Source organism: Rubrivirga sp. SAORIC476 (genome assembly GCF_002283555.1).
In the GTDB taxonomy this organism is placed as follows: Bacteria; Bacteroidota; Rhodothermia; order Rhodothermales; family Rubricoccaceae; genus Rubrivirga.
This window is the reverse complement of record NZ_MVOI01000003.1, coordinates 960,432-981,745: the sequence shown is the minus strand read 5'-3', so window position 1 is coordinate 981,745 and position 21,314 is coordinate 960,432. Positions and strand designations below refer to the sequence as shown.

Sequence of the window (21,314 nt, the reverse complement as noted above, 5' to 3'; positions counted from 1 at the left end):
GCTGTGGTGGGAGGCTCAACATCGACCCGTCCGCAGCCAGACCGGAAGGGGGGATCCTTCGCCAGCGAGCCATCCGGCCGATCCTCAGGAAACCCTCAGCCGACCCGGGGACGCACTCAGCGCGCAACAGGCCCCAGTACCGTCGGTCCGTACCGATCCACGATCCGGCGGCATGCCTCTCGCACGCTCGCGTCCCACCACGCGATGACCTCGGCCAACTCGGCATCGTTCCTGGCGAGTGCGGACGGATGCCAGTGCGACCGCTCAGGGCCGAGTGGGAAACCGTCGGTCTCCGACGCGACGCCACTCATGAACAGGAAGTCCGGGTCGTCCTCCGCCTCCCAGTCGTGTCGAAGACGGCTGAGCCCCCATGCCCCTCGAACCGCGTCGAGGTCTCCGAGGAGGACGGCCTGCGCGACAGCGACCGACTCCGCCCGACGTGCTCGCTCGGTGACGGAGTCCATGGGATGAGGGGACGCGTCCGCCTATCCCCGAACGCCGCCCGTACGAATCGGCCGGTCCGTTGCGGGTCGGATCTCGGGCTCGACCGGCGTCAGGTCGCCCTCGGCGTCGGCGACGAAGACGGCCGCGTAGCCCCACCGGGTGGCGCGCTCGGCCGCCTCGGCCGCGTCGGGGCCGATGAAGGCGAGCGGCGTGCCGAGGTCGGCGGGGAGGTCGCGCGCGGCGAGGGTGTCGGCGGCGATGTGGAGGTCGGCGTCGAGGACCGGGTCGCCTGCCTCGCTCACGTCCACCACCACGCCGCCCGCCTCGGTGAGGCCGTCGAGCGTGTCGGCGCCCTCCCAGGAGACTGTCGAGGCGAGGTCCACCTCGGCGAGCACAGGCCCCGCGAGCGCGAACAGGTCGTCGCCGGAGTGCGGCGTCATGCGGCCACGGACGGTGCCCTCGCCGTCCACCACGACCGCCAGCGCGGTGCCGTCGTAGCCGAACGCGCGTGCGGCCTCGTCCTCGGCGCCGTCGACGGTCACCGCGACGACGGCGGCCCCGGCGGCTTCGAGGTCGCCGAGGGCGTCGGCGAGCGAGGCCCAGGCGTCGGCGTCGTCGGCGGTGGCGAAGTGGAGCACGACCGGTCGGCCGACCAGGGAGGCGAGGTCGACCGGTCCGTCGGCGGTGGGGAGGGTCACCCGCGGGGCGGCCTCGCGCGTGGGACCGTCGGCCTCGGGGGGCGAGGCGGGGCCGCACGCCGGAAAGGCGACGAGGGCGGAGAGCAGGAAGGCGAGACGCGTCACCGGGTTAGGCCGAGAGCGCGGCGGCGGCCTCGCGGAGGGCGCCGAGGCGGATCGAGCCGTGACTCTTCACGTCCACGGCCTCGCCGTTGTGGATCAGGATCGCCTGCGGCGTCTCGTGCTGGACGTGGAGCTGCTCGGCGATGTAGGCCGACACGTCGCGGGCGTACTGGACCACCACGGCGTACATGTCGGGGTCGTCGTCGCCCTCCATCCCGACGAACTCCATCTGGCCGCGGGCGGAGATGGGGCACGCGATGGAATGCTTCAACAGATAGACGGGGGCCTCGTTGGAGGCGGCGAACATCGCGTCCGCGTCGGCGATGGACGTGAGTTCCTGGACCTTGGCCATGGGGGAATTGGCATGTGTGCGGGGCCGTACCTTTGGCATCGCCCTTCGACGCCAGCCGACCCACGCTGGAAGGTACCGTCGCTCGGCTCCCGTGGCCCGTCCGTCCCTGCGGGGAAATTCCCCATCTCGACTCTTCATGTCTGCCGAACCCGCCGTCCTGACCGGTGCCGAGGAGGTCCGCTGGGACCTCTCCGATCTCTACCCCTCCGACGACGCCCTCGCGGCGGACCTCGACCTGGCCGAGGCGGACGCGCTCGCGCTGGCCGGGCGCTATCGCGGGACCCTCGCCACGCTCGACGCGGCGACGCTGGCGGAGGCCTTCGCGGCGCTCGCCGAGGTCCACGACCGCGCAGGCCGGGCCTACACCTATGCCTACCTCGCCTGGAGCACCGACACCGAGTCGGCCGAGGCGGGGGCACGGCTGCAGCGCGTCCGCGAGGCGTACTCGCGGATCGGACAGGAGCTGCTGTTCGTGGACGTGGAGTGGGCGCGGATGGACCCTGAGCACACCCGCGCGCTCATCGAGGAGGACGTGCTCGCGCCGTACCGCCACTACCTGGAGCTCAAGACCGAGGCACGGGACCACGTCCTCTCGGAGCCCGAGGAGCGCATCCTCTCCGAGAAGTCGGTGACCGGCTGGAGCGCCTGGAACCGGTTCTTCGACGAGACGCTCGGCGCGGCGCGCTTCACCGTGCGCGGCGAGGCGCTGCCGCTCCAGCAGGCGACGTCCAAGCTGCACGACGCCGACCGCGGCCTTCGCCGAGACGTGCACGCGGGCGTGACCGAGGGGCTGGCCGACCTCCAGCGCCCCCTGGCCTACGTGTTCAACACCATCCTGGCCGACAAGGCGTCGAGCGACAAGCTGCGCGGGTACGACTCGTGGATCGCGAGTCGCAACGAGGCCAACGAGATCGACGCGGCCTCCGTCGACGCGCTCGTGGAGGCCGTCACGGGGCGCTACGACCTGGTCGCCCGGTTCTACCGCCTCAAGCGGAGCCTCCTCGGGCTGGACGAGCTGTTCGACTACGACCGCTACGCGCCGACGGCGGAGGTGGCTGCGTTCGTCCCCTGGGACGAGGCCCGCGCGACCGTCACCGCGGCCTACACCGACTTCGACGCCGAGATGGGGAGCATCGTGGACCGCTTCTTCGAGGAGCGCTGGATCGACGCGCCACCGGAGGCGGGCAAGCGGGGCGGCGCGTTCAGCCACGGGGCCGTGCCGAGCGCGCACCCGTACATCCTGATGAACTACACCGGCCAGCTCCGCGACGTGCAGACGCTCGCCCACGAGCTGGGCCACGGCGTCCACCAGTACCTCGCGCGCGAGCAGGGCGTCTACCACGCCGACACGCCGCTGACGACCGCCGAGACGGCCTCCGTCTTCGGCGAGATGCTGACGTTCCAGCGCACGCTGGCCGGCCTGGAGGCCCCCGCCGACCGCCTCGCGCTGCTCGTCGAGAAGATCGACGACACCATGGCGACCGTCTTCCGGCAGGTCACCATGAACCGCTTCGAGGCGCGCATCCACGCTCACCGCCGCGACCGTGGCGAGCTGTCCGTGGACGACTTCGCGGACCACTGGATGAGCACCCAGGCGGCCCTCTACGGCGACTCGGTGACGCTGACCGAGGGGTACCGGATGTGGTGGAGCTACATCCCCCACTTCGTCCACACGCCGGGCTACGTCTACGCATACGCCTTCGGCGAGCTGCTGGTGCTGGCGCTGTACGCGCGCTACCAGTCTGAAGGGGAGGGCTTCGCGCGGCAGTACCGCGACCTGCTGGCCGCGGGTGGCTCCGACTGGCCGCACGTGCTGGTCGGCCGCCTCGGCATCGACCTGCGCGACCCCGGCTTCTGGGACCGCGGCCTCGACGCCGTGGAGGTGTTGGTCGCCGAAGCCGAGGCGCTGGCGGGGGCGGCGTGAGCACGGGGTCGTTACCCCGCGCACAGGCGTCTCCGTCGCGGCCGTCCACCCCGCGGGCTCCGTTCACATGCCTTCCGTCGGGTCGCCCGCGCGGCTCCTAGATATTCACAGTGCCCGAAAATGGGCCGTTTGGGCGCTATGTTGACACGGGCGCCCGTCCCCCTTCCATGCCCCCCATCACCTACGTCGCTCGTCGACCGGGGCCGTTCTCGGTCCTCGTCCAGGCCGCCGAGATCGGCGGGCTTCGGCTGGAGCCGCAGCCTCCGGTCCGGGTGCTGGATCGGTACTACGACACCGACGACGGCGAGCTGCTGCGGCGCGGGTTGGGGCTCCGGGTGAGAGAGGAAGGGGGCCGCGTCGGTGCCTCACTGCGGACGCTCGGCGAGAGTGCCGAGGCGTCGGCCGAGGTGGACCTGGAGGAGCCGGTCGGCGATGCCCCGCTCGATCTGCCGCCGAGCGTCGTCGCGGACACGGTGCGTGCCGCCATCGGCGAGGACGCGCTGCGCCCCCTGCTCACCCTCCGGCAGTACCGGACGCCGCGGAGGGTGTTCGACGGCCCCATCCCGGTGGGGCGGCTCTCGTTCGACGTGGTCGTGTACGAGGTGCCCGGCGCCCGTGAGGTGTCCAACGAGGTCGAGATCGTCTCGGCCTCCGGGGCGGACGTGCTGGCGCTAGTCGGGCCGGTGTTCGAGGCTCGCGGGCTGGAGGCGGTCGAGCAGTCGGCCTTCGAGCGAGGCATCCTGCGCATGCGGCGCACACTGGCCGAGCCCGCGCTCCTGCTCCCCGAGGAGAGACGCCAACTCGAGGAGGTCGTGGCGTTCGGCGACGACCCGTCGCTGCGCCGCCGTGCTCACGTCCTTCTGCTCGACGCCCGCGGATTCCGCCCCGACACGATCGCGTCGCAGACGGGCCTGAGCATGGCGCGCGTCCAGTTCTGGCGGGAGCGCTTTCGGGAGGTCCGCCTCGGCGTGCTCGACCCCGATCCGGCCCCGCCCCGCCGGGCGTCCCTCGCGACGTCCACGCCGCCCTCCGTCCCTTCATCCGTGACATCCGGTGCGCCGCTGCCGCCGGTCGAGGCTCCCGCCGAAGCCGCTGCGCCACGCCCGGGTGGGTCCGAGGGCGACGGCCTCGCGGGTCGGGACCTGGAGGACCCGACGCAGGCGCTCGACATGGCGGACCTGCTCGACCTGTTCAGCCCCACGCTCCCGGACACCCCCTTTTTCGATGGCCACACCGGGGCCGACGAAGAGGTCGACCTCGATGCGCCGGAGTCGCCCCGGCCCGTGCCCCTCACGGACCGGCTGTCGGTGCCGTCGCCGCCCCGGAATCCGTACCCCGTGGTGCTGGGGCCGGTGCAAGTCACGCCCGCCCGGTCTCCGCGGACGGCAGAAGAAGACCCGTTCTCGGAGGTCGACCTGAGCCGACTCCGCCGGTCTGCTCGCGCCGAGGCGGCGACTTCGCCGCGTCCGACTCCTGCTGCTGAAGAGGCAGGAGGCCCGGAGGCGGTGCCGGGGCTGGTCCGCCCGAAGCTCGACGGGGACACGCCGCTGCTCGCCGCCGCCGAGGCGATGCTCGCGTACGCCGTCGCCGTGTTCGATGAGCAGGCGGCCCGCTTCCTCGACACCCAGGCGCCGTCTGCCGCGCGTCGGCTGCTCGTCGCCGCGCACGGGCTGCGGATGACCGTGGAGACGTTCGGCGACGCGCTGCCAGCGGCGGCGGGCGACCGGCTGGTCGCGGCCATCCGTCCCCTGGCGGTCGACCTCGATCAGGCGTTGGAGACGGCGCGCGTCGCGCTCGCGGAGGGCGGGCGGTCCGATCTCGTGCGGCAGGCCACGGCGACGCTGGACGCCGCCGCCGAGCGGCTCCGCGGCGGGCGCGAGCCCTGGGGGGGCCGCGCGCACCGCCTCGTCGAGCGCCTCGCTGCCCAGTCGGCCGATGGGGCACGCCGCAGCGACGACGCGCCGCTGGCCGACGACTTCGTCGGGGCGCCGGGAGACGCGCCCTCGCCGACGCGCCTCCGTCACATGCTCGGCTCGGCCGTCTGGAGTCGGTTCGAGGCCATCCGGGCCCTCGAGGACGACCTCAGGACGCCGACCCCGGCTCTCGCCTCACACTTCGCGGTGGCACTGAGCGGGCTGCGGTTCGTGCTTTCGCTCGTGGAGCCGTCCGGAGGCCGCGCGGTCGGCGACCTGTCGGAGGCGCTCGGAGCGGCCGAGGCGGCCGCCGTGGAGGTGCGCCAGCGTCACGCCGGTGGCCACGCCGACGCCCTGAACGACCTCGCTGACCTCTGGGCGGAGGTCACCTCGCCTCCGTTCAAAAAGCGCGTCGCCGGGATCGTGGCGACGGTGTAACGGCGCAGAGCCCTGCCAGTGCGGCGGGCCGGGATGCCGCAGTGCGGCGGTGTGGAGCCGCCGTCAATCCGGTTGGAGGCGATGCAGTCTTCAACGAGATCCGACATGAGGTGTCGTCGTGGGCAGTTAATTGACCTCCGTGCCCTCAGGGGCGCCCTGATCGATCGCCCCTCCGCCCGCTTCTGAATGACACCGCTCGCCTATCTGCGTTCGTATCGTCCGGACCGAGCCGTTCTGACCGGCAAGGCCTACAATCAGGGCACGGTGCGCGTCTCGTCTGGCGACGTGGTGGGGGTGGTGATGATGGAACTCGGCGGGCCGCTCCAGCCGGACGCGGTGGTGCCGTTTCTGGAGAGCCGGCTCCTCGATCCGGTCGAGGTGGACCTCCGCGTGCCGCGTGTGCTGCGGCCCCGCCTCGCCAAGATGCTCGCGCGTCGTCAGGGGCAGGCCCTCCGGCGCTCCTTCGAGATGATCGGCGGTTTTAGCCCGCTTCGGCGCCACGTTTCTGAGCAGGCGGGTGTCCTGGAGCGCCACCTCAACGAGCGCTTCGGTCCCACCACGGGCGCGATCTACCGCACGTACGTCGCGATGCGCCATGGGGACCCGTCCATGGAGACGACGCGCCGTCGGATGGCCGAGGACGGCGTCACGAAAGTGATCCTGCTTCCGCTCCAGCCCCACTTCTCTGCCTCGATGGCCGGGTCGGCGCTGTCGTACTGGGAGGCCCACGGCACGACCTCGGTGCCGACGGCGCTCGTTTCGGAGTACGCCACCCACCCGAAGCTCATCGGCGCCATCAACGAGCGGATCGACGAGGGGCTCCAGCGGTTCCCGCGCGAGGTCCGCGACCGGGTGCAGATCCTGTTCGCCGCGCACGGTGCGCTGAAGCGGCACCTCCAGACGCTCGACGACCCGTACTGCTGCCACGTTCAGGCGACCGTCCGCGCCGTCCTCGACGCGCGCACCGACGACCGGGCCTCGACGGTGGCGTTCCTGCCGCCGGTCGGGTTCGGCCGCTCGATCGGCACCCGCCTCGGCGACGCCGTGGCCGACCTCGGCGACGAAGGCGCGTCGGCGCTGCTGGTGGTCCCGATCTCCTTCCTCTCCGACCGCGTCGACACGGCGTACGTGCTGGACGTGACGGCGCGCGACGTGGCTGCCAAGGAGGGCATCTCGCACTTCGAAGTCACGAGTGGCCTCAACTGCCACCCGCTTCTGATCGACGCGCTGGCCGAATGCGTTGCCACGCACGTCGAGCCCGACGTGCTCGCGGGGGGCGATGGGCTGGCTGGAGGGGACGCTCCGGACCTCGTCTCGACGAGCGTTCGCGCTCGCGTGCCCGCCTGCCCGTCCTGCCACCGCCATGTCGCCACGCGGACCTGGCGCCTCGACGGCCCGGCCTTCCCGCCGGACGGCATTCCTGCTGCCGAGGAGGGCGAGGCAGGCCGCGCTCCGACGGCGTAGCGCTCCCGTGTCGCCCTCGAACGCGCTCCTCCGGACGTTCGCCGCGGTGCCGCCGGGCGCTCGCGTCATCGACCTCGCCTGTGGGGCGGGGCGACACCTGGATCCGCTGGCGCGTCTCGGCTTCGACGTGTGGGGCACCGAGGCCGAAGTCGGCCCGGCCCGCGAGGCCCTCGCGCCGACGCTCGGCGCCGACGAGGCCCGGCGCCGCGTCACCACCGGGGCTCCCGACGCGCTCGGCTACCCGGACGCCTGGGCGGACTGGGCGGTGCTCGCGGCGCGTGCGGATCATGACCTGGGCGGCGCACTCGTGGAGGCGGCCCGCGTCCTCAAGCCCGGCGGGTGGATCTGGGTCGAGACGGCCCGGCCCGACGACCTCTACACGCTCGCCGAGGCGGCTGAGCTCGTGACGGCCGAAGAGCCGACGGAGGAGGACGGCGTCACGCACGCCATCTTCCGCCGACCCGGAGACGTTCGCTAGACCGCGACGCGCGGCGACAGCCGCCGCCACACGGCGTAGCCGACCGTGCCGAGGACCGCGAGGGGCCACAGCGGCAGCAGGCCGAACACGACCGCCAGCACGCCGTGCCAGCCCACCGCGATGGCGTCCGCCGCGCGGGCGAACAGGCCCGGCGCCGGGGGCAGTGGGGCCACGGTCGCCGGACCGACGATGGTGGCGCGGATCGTGGCCAGCGTCACGCCGCCGCGCAACGCGCGCGCCTGCGACTCCATCGACTCGATCTCGGCGCGGACGGCGTCCAGTCGCGCCTGCACCTCCAGCATCTCGGACACCGAACTGGCCTGGGCGACGAAGCCGATGTAGCGCGCCTCGGCGGCGCGCTTGGCCCGGAGGCGGGCCTCCACGTCCACGACCTGCGCGGTCACGTCGTCCACGGTCACGGCGCGGGACTCGACGGTGCCGAGGGCAGCCAGCGCGTCGAGCGCGGCGTCGAAGCGGTCCGACGGGACGCGGAGCGTGAGGGTGGTCATCGCGCTGCCGCCGTCGTGGGCCGAGCCGTCCTCGCCACTGACCATGCCACCGTAGCGGGCGGCGACGGCGCGGGCGGCGCGGAGCGTCTCGTCGTGCGTCTCGGTGGAGACGCGGAGGTCTGCCGAGCGTCGGAGCAGCCGCGAGGCGAAGGCGGCGTCGGAGAGCGGCGGGGCGGACGGTGCGCGAGCAGCGGTTTCGTCTGCCTCGGCAGAGGCCTCGTCAAGGTCGGCCCCGGCGAGGTCCACAGTGGACTCCGGGGCCTCCGCCATAGAGACGGGGTCGTAGGTGGCGTCGGCGAAGGACGCAGGGTCGTCCGCGCAGGCCGCGAGGGCGAGCAGCGAAAGCAGAGTGAGGGTTCGCATGGCAGGGGTGGGTGGGCCCCGGGGGTGAGCCCCGTCAACGATCCCAGCCTCTGCTTCTTGCCTGCTTCACAGGAAGGCGCGCTCTACCGGAGCACGCCGCGGGCCTGGAGCCGCTCCGAGAGTTCCGAGCAGACCGGCGACGAGATCTCCTTCTCCCCGATGGCCCCTCCGGCGGCGTCGGAGCGGAGGAGAGCCTCGGCGAGGGTGCCGGCCACGTACGCCGCGTCGCACGCGTTGACGCTCGCCTCCTGAGAGTCCCCGTGGACCTGCCCGAACGTGTGGGCGCTCTCGTGGACGAGCGTGTTGGCGATCGAGATGGGGTCACGGACGATGCGCGACGTCGGGCGTTCGAGGTACACGACGTTCAACTTGATCTCATCCGAGCCGTACCCCGCGGCTGCCCGAGTCTTGCTCAGCGGCCAGAAGCCCAGATAGGGGACGTAGGGCCGGATGTTTTCGGTCTGTGGTGCGCCTGCCTCTTTGTAGCGGTCGACGAGCCAACGGGTTGGGTCGGCGGGGCGCTCCGTCAGGCCCGACGCGAGCCGACCCTCCCACTCGATCTCGTCGTTCGCTCCCATGTCGAGGAGCACCGCTTCGAACCGAGGATCCTCGACAACACGCGACACGAGCGAGCGCGCATCCTCGACCTGGGCACGCTGGGTCTCAGAGAAGGAGACACATCCAGGCAGGGTCAGAAGAACGAGGGCCGCGACGAACAGGCGCATAACAGCAGGAGGGGATGCGTGGAAAAGGTGGGTGAAGAGAATACAACACAGCACCTTGTGCGCACCAGTTGGCCCCGCTCGACGCGCGAGCGCCGGCCTGCACGTCGCATGAGACGGCCCGCCTCGGCACCGAGGCGGGCCGGGCCGGACTACCGCTTCTTGCGCCGCGCACCACGCGTCTTGCGCTTGTCCGTCCGCTGGCTGGCCTTGCTGCTGCGCTTCGGCGCTCCCTCCTCCGGCCGGCCGGGCATCTCGACGAAGGCGAGGTCCACGCGGCGCGTCGAGGGCTCGGCCGCTGCAATGCGGACGCGGCACGCGTCGCCGACGCGGATCCGCCGCCCGTGGCTCTTCGAGACCAGCGTGTAGCGGCGCTCGTCGTACTCCCAGTAGCCGTCCATCTCGCGGACGTGGCAGAGACCCTCGACCAGTAGCTTCGTCATCTGGACGAACACGCCGAACTTGGTCACGCCGACCACGATGCCGTCGAACTCGTCGCCGAGGTGGGCAGCGGCGTACTCGACCTGCTTCAGCTTGATCGACTCGCGCTCGGCCTCGGTCGCCTCGCGCTCGCGCGCCGAGCAGTGCTCCGACTGCGCGGCCAGGGTCTCCTCGGTCGGGATCTTCCCGTCCTGCTGGTCCTGCATCCGCTTCAGGATGCGGTGCGCGATGAGGTCCGGGTAGCGACGGATGGGGCTCGTGAAGTGCCCGTAGTACTCGAAGCCGAGGCCGTAGTGGCCGATGTTGTCGGGCGAGTAGACCGCCTTCGACATGGACCGGATGGCGGCCTGCTCGATGACCGGCGCCTCGGGCGAGCCCTTGACCGACCGCAGCAGGTCGTTCAGCTTCGACCGCTGCACGTCGCCCTCGGAGTGCGGCAGCTTGTGGCCGAACGTCTTCACGTAGTCGGCGAGGGCCTTGATGCGCTCGCGGTCCGGCTTGTCGTGGATGCGGTACACGAACGGCACCTCGCGGCTGGAGGCCTCCATGGCCACCGACCGGTTGGCGAGCAGCATGAACTCCTCGATGAGCCGGTTGGCCTCCTGGCGCGCTTTCTCGTACACGTCCACCGGCTGGCCGCTCTCGTCGAGTCGGATGCGGACCTCGGGCACGTCGAAGTCGATGGCGCCCTCCGACATTCGCTTCTGGGTGAGTGTGCGGGCCAGCTCGGCCGCGCGCAGGACCTCCTCCTTCATCGGGTGGTCGGCGCCGTCGATGACCGCCTGCGCCTCCTCGTAGGCGAAGCGCTGCTTCGAGTGGATCACCGTCTCGCGGATCTCCCACGAGTGGACGTGGCCGCCGCCGTCGACGGTCATGATGCAGGAGTAGGCCAGCTTGTCCTCGTGCGGACGCAGCGAGCAGACGCCGTTGGAGAGCGCCTCCGGTAGCATCGGGATGACGCGGTCGACGAGGTAGGTGCTCGTGGCTCGGTCGTACGCCTCGCGGTCGATGATGCCGCCCTCGTGGACGTAGTGGCTCACGTCGGCGATGTGGACGCCCACCTCGGTCATGCCGCTGCCGAGGTCTTTGGTGTGGATGGCGTCGTCGAAGTCCTTCGCGTCGGCCGGGTCGATGGTGAACACCAGCTCGTCGCGGAGGTCGAGCCGCCGGGCGACTTCCTTCTTGGTGATGCCCGGCACGATGGCCTGCGCCTCGGCCTCCACCTCGTCGGGGAAGTCGGAGGGGGCGCCGAGCGCCATCGCGAGTGCCAGCACGTCCACGCCGGGCGCATCGGCCTGCCCGAGGACCTGCACGATGGTGCCCTCGGGGGCGGCCTTCGGATCGTCGAAGGCGTCGATGGTGACGACCACCTTGTCGCCGGTCTTGGCGCCGTTCCAGTTGTCGCGCAGCACGAACACGTCATGCGCGATGCGCTGGTCGTCCGGCACCACCCATCCGGAGCGGCCGGTCGTGGAAAACGTGCCGACGGTCTTGCTGCGGCCGCGCTCGATGACCTCGATCACCTCGGCCTCGCGCTTCTGGTCGGACGGCTTGTTGCGCTTCTCGGCCGCCAGCGCCACGCGGACGCGGTCGCCGTGGAGCGCCGTCGACATGCGGCGGGGGCGGACGAAGAACTCGGTGCCGTCGTCCATGGTCACGAAGCCGAAGCCCTGGGTCGTGACGGACAGGCGCCCGACGGCCTCGTTCTGCTTGCCGCGGTGCTGCACGCGTCCGCCCTTCTGGACCGCGACCTGGTTGGTGTCGCGGAGCCGGTCGAACGCCTCCAGAAGCGCCTGGTACCGACCCTGGTTCGTGATCCCGAGCGCACGGGAGATCTCCTTGGCGCGGTAGGCGCGGTCGGGATGCTTCTCCAGGTAAGAGAGGATCGAAGGGGCGAGGGCGTCGACGTCGCGGCGGTCGGCCATGCGGGGAGAGGGGAGACGAGCAAGAATGGAGTCAGTCGTACCCGACGCATCGGGGACGGGTCCGTAAGGCCCTGCGAATCCTGCGCGTCGGGAGACCCCGGGCTGCCTTCCGTCGTTTCTTGCCCCTATGCGCGTCTTCCTTCTCCCGATCCTCGCGCTGGTGGCCGCCGCCGCGGTCGCCCAGCCGGACCCCAGCCCCCATTCGGACGCTCGCCTCGTCGCCGACGCCACGCGGATCGCGCCGGGCGATACGCTCGGCGTGGCACTGGAGATCACGGTCGAGGAGGGCTGGCACATCTACTGGATCAACCCCGGCGACAGCGGCCAGCCGGTCGCGGTCGACTGGACCCTCCCCACGGGTGCCGAGGCGGGCTCGCTCCGCTTTCCGCCCCCGAGCCGGTACGAGGTCGCGGGGCTCGTCTCCTACGCCCACGGCGGCACGCCCGCGTTCCTGACGGAGATCGTCGTCCCGGATGGCGCCTCCGGCGACCTGGCGCTGACGGGCGCCGCCACGTGGCTCATCTGCGCCGACGTCTGCCTGCCCGCTTCCGCGGACGTCGCCCTCATGCTGCCCGTCGGCGTGACCGAGCGGACGGGCGCCCTCGACGCGGCCCGCGCGGCCCTTCCCACCTCGGCGGCCGACTGGACGGCTTCGGCAGCGTGGGTGGACGGCAGCTACGCGCTCACGCTCAACCCGCCCGACGGCGTCTCGCTCGACGGCGCGACGTTCTTCGTCGATCAGTCGGGCGTGCTGGATCACGCCGCCGAGCAGGCGTTCGCGGCCGAGGGCGGCGCCTGGGCGGTTCGGCTGGCAGCGTCCGACTACGCGACCGAGCCGGCCGCTGAGCTCTCCGGCGTCCTGGTGGCCGGTGACACGGCGATCGAACTGGCCGTGCCGGTGAGCGGCGCAGTGGCGGCCGCGACGCCCCCGAGGCCGGGGCAGTCGCTGACGGTGTGGGCGGCGCTGGGCCTCGCGTTCGTGGGCGGCCTCATCCTCAACCTGATGCCGTGCGTCTTCCCGATCCTGAGCATCAAGATCCTCGGGTTCGTGCGAGGCCGCGAGCAGAGCCCGGCGGCGCTCCGGGCGCACGGGCTGGCATTCGGGGCGGGCGTGGTCGTGTCGTTCCTGGCGCTGGCCGGCCTGTTGCTCGCGCTCAAGGCCACCGGCGGTGGGGCGGGCTGGGGCTTCCAGCTTCGCTACCCGCCCGTCGTCGCCGGGCTGGCGGTGCTGATGACGGGGCTGGCGCTCAACCTGCTGGGCGTATTCGAGATGGGACAGCGGCTCGCGTCGGCGGGTGGCAACCTGGACCGGCACGAGGGGCTCGGGGGCGCGTTCCTGTCGGGCGTGCTGGCCGTCGTGGTGGCGTCGCCGTGCACGGCGCCGTTCATGGGGGGCGCGCTCGGATTCGCGGTCGTCCAGCCTGCGGCGGTGGCGCTGGCCGTGTTCGCAGCGCTCGGCGTGGGGATGGCGCTGCCCTACGTGCTGCTGTCGTTCCGCCCCTCCTGGATCGCGCGCCTCCCGAAGCCGGGCCCGTGGATGGAGACGTTGAAGCACGGCCTCGCCTTCCCGCTGCTGGCGACGGCCGTATGGCTCGTGTGGGTGTTCGGCGGGCTGCTCGGCCTCAACGCGGCGGCGCTTCTGCTGCTGGCCCTGGTGACGGTCGGCATGGCCGCCTGGGCGTGGGGGCGGAGCGCGCGCCACGGCGTCTCGGTCCGCGCGAAGGTGCTGGGCCGAACCCTCGGCCTCGGGGCGGTCGGGGGCGCGGTCGCGCTGGTGGCGACCGCCATGGCACCGCCCCAGGAGGCGTGGGTGCCGTTTGACGCCGCCGCCGTCGACGCGATGGTGGCCGACGGCGAGCCCGTCTTCGTCGACGTGACAGCGACGTGGTGCCTCTCGTGCCAGGTCAACAAGCAGACCACGCTCACCGCCGACGCCGTCCGTCAGGCGTTCGCGGACGCGGGCGTAACCACGGTCCGCGCAGACTGGACGGACCAGGACCCGGCCATCACGGCGTTCCTCGATCGGTTCGGGCGCAACGGCGTGCCGCTCTACGTGTTCTTTCCCGGCGGCGACGCCGACCCGGTTCTCCTCCCCGAGGTGCTGACGCCCGGCATCGTCCTCGACGCGATCGCCGCCCACGCGCCCCAGACCGCTTCCCTCTGACCCCGACCGCCATGCGCGCCCTCTCTCTCTTCTCCTTCCTCCTCCTGGCCGCCTGTGCCTCCGAGCCCGCCGACGCCCCGGCGCCCGAGGCGGCCCCCGACGCTCCGGTCGAGACCGCCGAGGCGCCCACGCCCGGCGCGACGGCCCCAGCCTTTACGCTCGTCGACACCGACGGCACGGAGCACTCGCTCGCCGACTTCCGCGGCCAGACGGTCGTGCTGGAGTGGCTCAACTACGACTGCCCGTACGTCGGCAAGCACTACGGCGGCGGCAACATGCAGGCCCTCCAGGCACAGGCCGAGGCGGACGGGGTCGTGTGGCTCTCCATCGTCTCGTCGGCCCCCGGCGAGCAGGGCCACTTCGAACCCGACGTGATGAACGCGCGGACGGAACAGGAGGGCGGGCAGCAGGCCGCGGTACTCCTCGACCCGGACGGCACCGTCGGCCGCGCCTACGAGGCCAAGACGACGCCCCACATGTTCGTGATCGACGCCGTCGGCACCGTGGTCTACAACGGCGCCATCGACGACCGGCCGACCTCGGACCTCGCCGACCTGGAGGGCGCGACGGGCTACGTCACGCCCGCCATCGTCGCGGCCCTGGCGGGCCAGTCCGTCGACCCGGCGACCACGCAGCCCTACGGCTGCTCGGTCAAGTACGCCGACGAAGCGTAGCTGCTGAACCGACCCCGGGGGCCGAGGTACGGTGGGGTGAACCCGTGCCTCGGCCCCCGCGTCGTGGGGAAGGGGAGGGGCGCCGCTAGCGACGCGGGAGCACCTGGTAGTACGAGCCGCCCTGCCGAACGAACGCGTGGCGCGGCGTCCGGACCGTGCGCTGGATCGGGCGCGCGGCGCGGACCGGCATCCGAACGAAGCCGACCTCGGTGGACCGGACCGTGCGGTTGGCGCGCAGGCCGCGGTAGCGACGCGAGAGACGTCCCTGCTGTGCCGGACGCCGGGCGTACGTCGTCACGCGTCGGGCCTCGCCGTTGTGCGCCGGGACGACGAACGTCGACCGCAGGCTGGGCCGGTTGACTTGCTGACGGGTGAGCGTCTGGGCCTGGGTCGGGAGGGCGAAGGCAAGGGCGAGAAGCCCGAGAGCAACGAGGCGCATGATCGAGGGGGAAGGGGACAGTCGGGGCCATCGGCCAGACAAGCACGGTCCCCGTGGAACGGTACGACCTCACAGGGTGCGCGATGGGAACGGCTTCGTTCCCGTCCCCCGATGTGTTTACGCATCCGAGACGCCCCGCGCGGGCAGGGGCGTCAGGACTGGGGCTCGACACCGGACTCCGCCTGCCTCGAAGCCGAGATCAGAGACGCAGGGAGTCAGAGCGTCCGGTCGAGCCAGTCGAAGGCGTCGATCTGGAGGGGCAGCGGGAAGGCATGGTCGCCGTCGTAGACCGCCCCCGTGTAGGCGTCGGCCGCGTCCGCGCGTTCGAACACGTCGCGCAGGATGGCGTCGGCCCGCTCGGTCTCGGCGAACGTGAACAGCCGGTCCTGGCGGTTCATCTGAACGAGCGTGGGCAGGGGCGCGCGCAGGCCCAGGATCTCCGGGTAGTCGAGTTCATTCGGGAGGAGCGGCGCGTAGACCATCCAGGTGTGGGTGTGGCTCTTGTTCAGCACGAAGTCGGTCCACGTCGTCATCATGCTGACGCAGAAGGCCGCCTTCACGCGCGGGTCGACGCCGCCGAGGTAGACCGTCCGGAGGCCGCCACCCGAGAGGCCACCGCAGGCGACACGGCCGGCGTCCACGTCGGGCCGGTTGCACAACACGTCGAGCGCGGTCCGGTCGTCGGCGAGGGTGACGCCGGGCCACGTGGTGCCAGCCGAAAACAGCGACCGGGCGAAGGTGCTCTCGTAGCCGCTCGCCCAGCGGTTGTAGGCGCGGATCTCGTCCTCGGAGACTGGCGGGGCAGTGGGAAGATCGTCCCGGATGCGCTCCGGCACGTCAGCCAGGCGGACCCGGCGGCTGCCGAACGCCAGGCCGTCGGCGGCGAGCACGGCGTATCCGCGCTTCGCGAGGTCGTTGGCCCACGGACGCCCGCTGTAGAGCCAGTCGAGGTGGCGCTGGATCATCGGCGAGCGCGGCGCATCGGTCTCGGCCACCTTCCGCCAGCCGTGGACCTTGTCGCCGCCGTGGTCGTGGAGCGCGAGCACGCCCGGCAGCGGCGCCGTGGCCCCCGCGGGCTTCAGGAAGACGGCCTCCACGGGCGGCCCGACCGGCATCCGCCAGCGCAGTTCTTCGATGTGCAAGCCGTCATGCTCGACGGTGCGGACGACCTCCGGGGTCAGGATGGCGCCGCGTTCGGGCGGGGCGATCCGTGCGAGCAGCCGGTCGCGCGCTTGCGCCCGCCAGTCGTCGAGGCTCGGCCAGCCATCGCGGCGGAGCGAGAACGTCGGCGGGTCGAGGGCCAGCCTGGCCGCCCAGTCGCCGTAGGCGCCGAGCATCGAGCCCCCGTCCGACGCGAGCCCCAGCCTCGGCAGAGCGGCGGGCGGGGTCAGCGCTGCGGCCGGATTGGCGTGGACGGCGACCGCGCCCAGCCCGAGGGCCTGGAGGAACTGGCGGCGGGACGGGATGGCGTCAGACATGCGGGGGGCGAAGGCCTCGACCTGCGACGGCCGAGGCGAGCGGCAGGAGGGCGCGCACACAGCGAGGAGAATGGCGGCCGCCGGGCAGAATCAGCCGGAAGGAGAACCGCTTGCGCGAATCGTGGCGGACGCTATCTTACGAAACGCTTAACCGGTAAAGACGGCGAATGCAGACCCCCCTCGCGCTTCAGGTCCACCCGGACGACAATGTCGCGGTCGCCATCGAGCCGCTGGCGGCGGGGACGACCGTGCCGGTCGGGGAGGGGGAGGTGACGCTCCGCGACGACGTGCCCAAGGGCCACAAGATCGCCCTCCGCGACCTCGACGCCGGGGCCGACATCGTCAAGTACGGCGCCCACCTCGGGCACACCACCGAGGCGGTCGGGGCCGGGGCGTGGGTCCACTCGCACAACCTCGCGACGGGGCTGGGCGAGCTCCACGACTACGCCTACCACCCGGTCGCTCCGCCCGCGCCCATTGAGGGCGAGGTGCCGACGTTCCAGGGCTACCGCCGCGCGAACGGCCGCGTCGGCACGCGCAACGAGATCTGGGTCATCAACACGGTCGCCTGCGTGAACCGCGCCGCCGAGCGCATCGCGCGGATGGCGAACGACCGCTTCGGCGACCGCGTCGACGGCGTCCACTCGTTCTCCCACCCCTACGGGTGCAGCCAACTCGGCGACGACCTGGGCTACACGCAGCGCGTGCTGGCGGGCCTCATCCGCCACCCCAACGCGGGCGGTGTGCTCGTGATCGGGCTGGGCTGCGAGAACAACCGCCTGGAGACGCTCCTGGAGCGGGCCGGCGACGTGGACCGGAGCCGGATCCGCTACTTCACCTCCCAACTCGTCGGCGACGAGATCGAGGAGGGGCTGGAGATGGTCGAGGAACTGGTCGCCATCGCGGAGCACGACGAGCGGACGGCGTGCCCGGTCTCGGACCTGGTGCTGGGCGTCAAGTGCGGCGGCTCGGACGCGTTCTCGGGCATCACCGCCAACCCGCTCGTGGGCCGCGTCTCCGACCGGCTGACGGGGATGGGCGGGACCGTCTTGCAGACCGAGGTGCCCGAGATGTTCGGGGCCGAGCAGCAGATCATGAACCGCGCCGCCACGCCCGAGGTGTTCGAGGCGACTGTCGGCATGATCAACCGCTTCAAGCAGTACTTCATCGACCACGACCAGCCGATCTACGAGAACCCCTCGCCCGGCAACAAGGACGGCGGCCTGACGACGCTCGAGGAGAAGTCGCTCGGGGCCACGCAGAAGGGCGGCACGGCGACGGTCACGGCGGTCCTCGACTACGGCGAGCCCACCACCGAGGCGGGCCTCAACCTCATCTACGCGCCGGGCAACGACGGCGTCTCGGTCACCGCCGAGGTCGTCGCGGGCGCCACCGTCGTCGTGTTCACGACCGGCCGCGGCACGCCGCTCGGCTTCCCGGTGCCGACGCTCAAGATCGCGACCAACTCGGACATCGCCGCCCGCAAGCCTCACTGGATCGACTTCGACGCGGGCGTGCTCCTGAGTGGCTCCACCACGATGGACGGCCTGGCGGACGACTTGTTCGAGACGATCCGCGCGACGGCCAGCGGCGAGCGCCGCGCCCGCAACGAGGACAACGACTATCGTGAGATCGCCATCTGGAAGGACGGCGTCACCCTCTAGCCCATGCCCCACGCCCCCGTCCCTCACGTCCCATTCTGGAAGCGCTTCGCGGTGCTCACCGCCCTGCTGGCGGTCTCCGCGTGTGGTGCCGAGCAGGACGTGACCGTCATCAAGCTGGGCCACGCGCTCGCGACCGACCACCCGGTCCACCGCGCGATGGAGTTCATGGCCGAGCGGCTGGCCGAGGAATCCGGCGGGACGATGCGGATCGACATCTACCCGAGCCAGCAACTCGGGTCGGAACGCGAGATGCTGGAGCTGCTCCAGATCGGCTCGCTGGGGATGACCAAGGTGTCGTCGAGCGTGCTGGAGAACTTCTCGCCCGAGTACCAGGTGCTGAGCCTGCCGTTCGTCTTCCGCGAGGATGCCCACCGGTTCGCCGTCCTGGAAGGGCCGATCGGGGAGGAGCTGCTGGCCGCGCCCGAGCCGTACCGCCTGCGCGGGCTGGCCTTCTACGACGCGGGCAGCCGGAGCTTCTACACCGTCGACCGGCCCGTCCGCACGCCGGGCGACCTCGCGGGCATGAAGATCCGCGTCCAGGAGAGCCAGACGGCGATGGACATGGTCCGCGCCCTGGGCGGCAGCCCGACCCCGATCTCGTTCGGCGAGCTCTACACGGCCCTGCAGCAGGGCGTGGTGGACGGGGCCGAGAACAACCCGCCGAGCTTCTACACGTCGCGCCACTACGAGGTCGCGAAGTACTACGTCCTCGACGAGCACACCGCCGTCCCGGACGTGCTGATCGTCAGCACGACGATCTGGGACCGGCTCACGCCGCAGCAGCGCGAGTGGCTCCAGGCCGCCGCCGCCGCCTCGGCGGTCGTCCAGAAGGAGTACTGGCGGGAGTCGACCGAGGAGGCGCTCGCGGCCATCCGCGCGGCGGGCGTGGAGGTCCTCTCGGCCGACAAGACGCCGTTCGAGGCCGACGTCCGCGAGATGACGGCCGCCTACGCCGCCGACCCCGAGCTGGCGCGCGTGCTGGACGCCATCCGTGCCACCCCCACCCCCTCTGCCTCGGGGACGGCCCCGGCCGACTCGACCGAGGGGGCGTCCCCTGCGACCCCCGACGCCGATGCGTAGCGACCCCTCCGTGCTGCTCCCCGAGATGCAGCGGCATCCGCTGTACCGCATCAAGGCGGCCCTCGACACGGCCCTCGGGTGGGCGCTCGTGGTCATGATGGCGCTCGCCGTGCTGAACGTGCTGTGGCAGGTGTTCACGCGCTTCGTGCTCAGCAGCCCGAGCTCGTTCACCGACGAGTTGGCGCGCTACCTCCTGATCTGGGTCGGCCTCTTCGGCGCGGCCTACGCGACCGGCAAGCGGGCGCACCTCGCCATCGACCTGCTGCGGACGACGCTGACGGGGCGCGCGCTCCACTGGCACGGGATCGTGGTCGGCGTCATCGTGGCGCTGTTCGCGCTGTTCGTGATGGTGATCGGCGGGGCGCGCCTGGTGTCGCTCTCGTTCCTGCTCGGGCAGACCTCGGCCGCGCTGCAGGTCCCGCTCGGCGTGGTGTACCTGGCGTTGCCCGTCAGCGGCGTGCTGATCGTGGTCTACCTGACGCTGTTCATCCTGGAGCGCCTGCGCCTGCTCCGCGGCCTCCCGCCGACGCTCCCCGTGCTGCTGGAGACCACCGCCGAGGCGTTCGCCGAGTCCGCCGACGTGAACCGCGACGCCGACGCCGCTTCCTTCTCCCCGATCCCCGACGCCTGATGGAGTGGCTCGACATCGCCGTCCTCGCCGGCTCGTTTCTCTCGCTCCTCGCCCTGGGGGTGCCCGTCGCCTACAGCATCGGCATCTCGACGGTGCTGGCGATGATGCTCAGCATCCTGCCCGCCCCGGCCGTCACGACGGTCGCCCAGCGCATGGCGACGGGGCTCGACAGCTTCACGCTGCTCGCGATCCCGTTCTTCATCCTGGCCGGTCAGCTGATGAACCGCGGCGGCATCGCGCGACGGCTGATCGACCTGGCGAAGTCCATCCTGGGGACGCTGCCGGGCGGACTGGCCCACGTCAACATCCTGGCGTCGATGCTGTTCGGGGCCATCTCGGGCTCGGCCGTGGCGGCCGCCAGCGCCATCGGCGGCGTGATGGCGCCGGTCATGGAGCGCGAGGGCTACGACCGCGAGTTCGGCGCCGCGGTCAACATCACGGCGTCGACGACGGGGCTGATCATCCCGCCCTCGAACGTGCTGATCATCTACTCGCTCGCCTCGGGCGGCGTGTCGATCGCGTCGCTGTTCCTGGCGGGCTACGTCCCCGGGCTGGTCGTCGGCGGGTTGCTGATGGCGGTCGCGAGCGTGATCGCGCTCCGGCGCGGCTACCCGCGCGAGGCGCGGTCCTCGTTCGGGGAGGTGGCCCACCGGTTCGTCTCGGCCATCCCGAGCCTGTTTCTGCTGGTCGTGGTGATGGGCGGCATCGTGGGGGGCGTGTTCACGGCCACCGAGGCGGCGGCGGTCGCGGTGCTCTACGCGTTCGTGCTCGCGTTCGTCTACCGCGAGATCTCCGTCTCCGACCTGCCCCGCATCCTGCTCGACTCGGCCACGACGACGGCCGTGGTGATGCTGCTGATCGCGACGAGCCTGGCCATGTCGTGGATCATGGCCTACGCCAACATCCCGCAGAACGTGACGGCCTCGCTGCTGGCGCTGACCGACAGCCCGATCGCGATCATGCTGATGATCAACCTGGTGCTGCTGGTGGTCGGCACGTTCATGGACATGACGCCGGCGGTGCTCATCTTCACGCCCATCTTCCTGCCGATCGCGGTCGGCCTGGGCATCGACCCGATCCACTTCGGCATCATCATGGTGCTGAACCTGTGCATCGGGCTGTGCACGCCGCCCGTCGGGGCGGTGCTGTTCGTCGGCGTGGGGGTGGCGAACACGACCATCACGAAGGTCTTGCGCCCGCTGGTGCCGCTCTTCCTGGCGATGGTGGTGGCGCTCCTGGTGGTGACCTTCGTGCCGGCCCTGAGCCTGTGGCTGCCGCGGTTGTTGGGGTATTGAGCGTCGTGTCGGACCTTAGGCGATCGCTGACACGTCCGAACCACGTGACGGTCGGCTCGATCGATTGTCTCTCCGTCCCCTGAGGGGAGGGGGCGGCGACTCGCCTCCGACGCACT

Annotated in this window: 18 protein-coding genes; 10 read left to right on the top strand and 8 right to left on the bottom strand. The window is 71.7% G+C overall.

Annotated elements, in window-relative coordinates; all coding sequences use genetic code 11:
- Positions 1–116 precede the first annotated feature (116 nt).
- Genes B1759_RS05925 through ytxJ form a run of 3 tightly spaced genes read right to left on the bottom strand, consistent with a single transcriptional unit; the run spans position 117 to position 1,596 of the window.
- Positions 117–464, bottom strand: a complete 348-nt coding sequence (locus B1759_RS05925; RefSeq protein ID WP_095514106.1) for a DUF2489 domain-containing protein — start codon at positions 462–464, stop codon at positions 117–119.
- Positions 465–485: 21 nt separating this feature from the next.
- The gene (locus B1759_RS05920; protein WP_095514105.1) at positions 486–1,247 is read right to left on the bottom strand and encodes a redoxin domain-containing protein; all 762 of its coding nucleotides are present in this window, start codon (positions 1,245–1,247) and stop codon (positions 486–488) included.
- Between the two features lie 4 nt (positions 1,248–1,251).
- Positions 1,252–1,596 (bottom strand): bacillithiol system redox-active protein YtxJ, encoded by a 345-nt coding sequence (ytxJ, locus tag B1759_RS05915; RefSeq protein ID WP_158225141.1) that lies wholly within the window; start codon positions 1,594–1,596, stop codon positions 1,252–1,254.
- A gap of 136 nt (positions 1,597–1,732) precedes the next feature.
- Here ytxJ and B1759_RS05910 point away from each other — a divergent pair, with 136 nt between their 5' ends.
- The 4 genes from B1759_RS05910 (at position 1,733) to B1759_RS05895 (ending at position 7,813) form a co-directional block, all read left to right on the top strand.
- Positions 1,733–3,520 (top strand): M3 family oligoendopeptidase, encoded by a 1,788-nt coding sequence (locus B1759_RS05910; RefSeq protein ID WP_095514103.1) that lies wholly within the window; start codon positions 1,733–1,735, stop codon positions 3,518–3,520.
- 167 nt (positions 3,521–3,687) lie between these two features.
- Complete coding sequence (locus tag B1759_RS05905; RefSeq protein ID WP_095514102.1) at positions 3,688–5,871, top strand: CYTH domain-containing protein; 2,184 nt, start codon at positions 3,688–3,690, stop codon at positions 5,869–5,871.
- A 186-nt stretch (positions 5,872–6,057) separates the two neighbouring features.
- Complete coding sequence (hemH, locus tag B1759_RS05900; RefSeq protein WP_095514101.1) at positions 6,058–7,335, top strand: ferrochelatase; 1,278 nt, start codon at positions 6,058–6,060, stop codon at positions 7,333–7,335.
- Between the two features lie 7 nt (positions 7,336–7,342).
- Positions 7,343–7,813: a bifunctional 2-polyprenyl-6-hydroxyphenol methylase/3-demethylubiquinol 3-O-methyltransferase UbiG gene (locus tag B1759_RS05895; protein ID WP_158225140.1), complete on the top strand. Its 471-nt coding sequence runs from the start codon at positions 7,343–7,345 to the stop codon at positions 7,811–7,813.
- Here B1759_RS05895 and B1759_RS05890 read toward each other — a convergent pair.
- The 3 genes from B1759_RS05890 to rnr form a co-directional block, all read right to left on the bottom strand.
- Positions 7,810–8,685, bottom strand: a complete 876-nt coding sequence (locus B1759_RS05890) for a DUF4349 domain-containing protein (protein WP_095514099.1) — start codon at positions 8,683–8,685, stop codon at positions 7,810–7,812. The two genes, B1759_RS05895 and B1759_RS05890, sit on opposite strands and share 4 nt — an antisense overlap.
- 83 nt (positions 8,686–8,768) lie before the next feature.
- Positions 8,769–9,410, bottom strand: a complete 642-nt coding sequence (locus B1759_RS05885; protein ID WP_095514098.1) for a hypothetical protein — start codon at positions 9,408–9,410, stop codon at positions 8,769–8,771.
- A 149-nt stretch (positions 9,411–9,559) separates the two neighbouring features.
- Entirely contained in the window at positions 9,560–11,773 is a 2,214-nt protein-coding gene (gene rnr, locus B1759_RS05880; protein WP_158225139.1) for a ribonuclease R, read from the bottom strand.
- A 127-nt stretch (positions 11,774–11,900) separates the two neighbouring features.
- On the opposite strand from rnr, the gene B1759_RS05875 reads away from it, so the two are divergent.
- Positions 11,901–13,937 carry a protein-disulfide reductase DsbD gene (locus tag B1759_RS05875; RefSeq protein WP_095514096.1) on the top strand — a complete coding sequence of 679 codons (2,037 nt, stop codon included), beginning with the start codon at positions 11,901–11,903 and terminating at the stop codon, positions 13,935–13,937.
- A gap of 11 nt (positions 13,938–13,948) precedes the next feature.
- Entirely contained in the window at positions 13,949–14,611 is a 663-nt protein-coding gene (locus B1759_RS05870; protein ID WP_095514095.1) for a thioredoxin family protein, read from the top strand.
- Between the two features lie 85 nt (positions 14,612–14,696).
- Here B1759_RS05870 and B1759_RS05865 read toward each other — a convergent pair whose 3' ends face one another.
- Positions 14,697–15,050: a hypothetical protein gene (locus tag B1759_RS05865; protein WP_095514094.1), complete on the bottom strand. Its 354-nt coding sequence runs from the start codon at positions 15,048–15,050 to the stop codon at positions 14,697–14,699.
- Positions 15,051–15,265: 215 nt separating this feature from the next.
- The gene (locus B1759_RS05860; protein ID WP_095514093.1) at positions 15,266–16,528 is read right to left on the bottom strand and encodes a dienelactone hydrolase family protein; all 1,263 of its coding nucleotides are present in this window, start codon (positions 16,526–16,528) and stop codon (positions 15,266–15,268) included.
- Positions 16,529–16,695: 167 nt separating this feature from the next.
- Between B1759_RS05860 and B1759_RS05855 the strand changes: the two genes are divergently transcribed.
- Genes B1759_RS05855 through B1759_RS05840 form a run of 4 tightly spaced genes read left to right on the top strand, consistent with a single transcriptional unit; the run spans position 16,696 to position 21,198 of the window.
- Positions 16,696–18,192 (top strand): UxaA family hydrolase, encoded by a 1,497-nt coding sequence (locus B1759_RS05855; protein ID WP_095514092.1) that lies wholly within the window; start codon positions 16,696–16,698, stop codon positions 18,190–18,192.
- 3 nt (positions 18,193–18,195) lie between these two features.
- Entirely contained in the window at positions 18,196–19,272 is a 1,077-nt protein-coding gene (locus B1759_RS05850) for a TRAP transporter substrate-binding protein (protein WP_095514091.1), read from the top strand.
- Positions 19,265–19,903 carry a TRAP transporter small permease gene (locus tag B1759_RS05845; protein ID WP_198948763.1) on the top strand — a complete coding sequence of 213 codons (639 nt, stop codon included), beginning with the start codon at positions 19,265–19,267 and terminating at the stop codon, positions 19,901–19,903. Before B1759_RS05850 ends, B1759_RS05845 begins: the two co-directional genes overlap by 8 nt.
- Positions 19,903–21,198: a TRAP transporter large permease gene (locus tag B1759_RS05840; protein ID WP_095514090.1), complete on the top strand. Its 1,296-nt coding sequence runs from the start codon at positions 19,903–19,905 to the stop codon at positions 21,196–21,198. The genes B1759_RS05845 and B1759_RS05840 overlap by 1 nt, the downstream gene beginning before the upstream one ends.
- Positions 21,199–21,314: the final 116 nt, after the last annotated feature.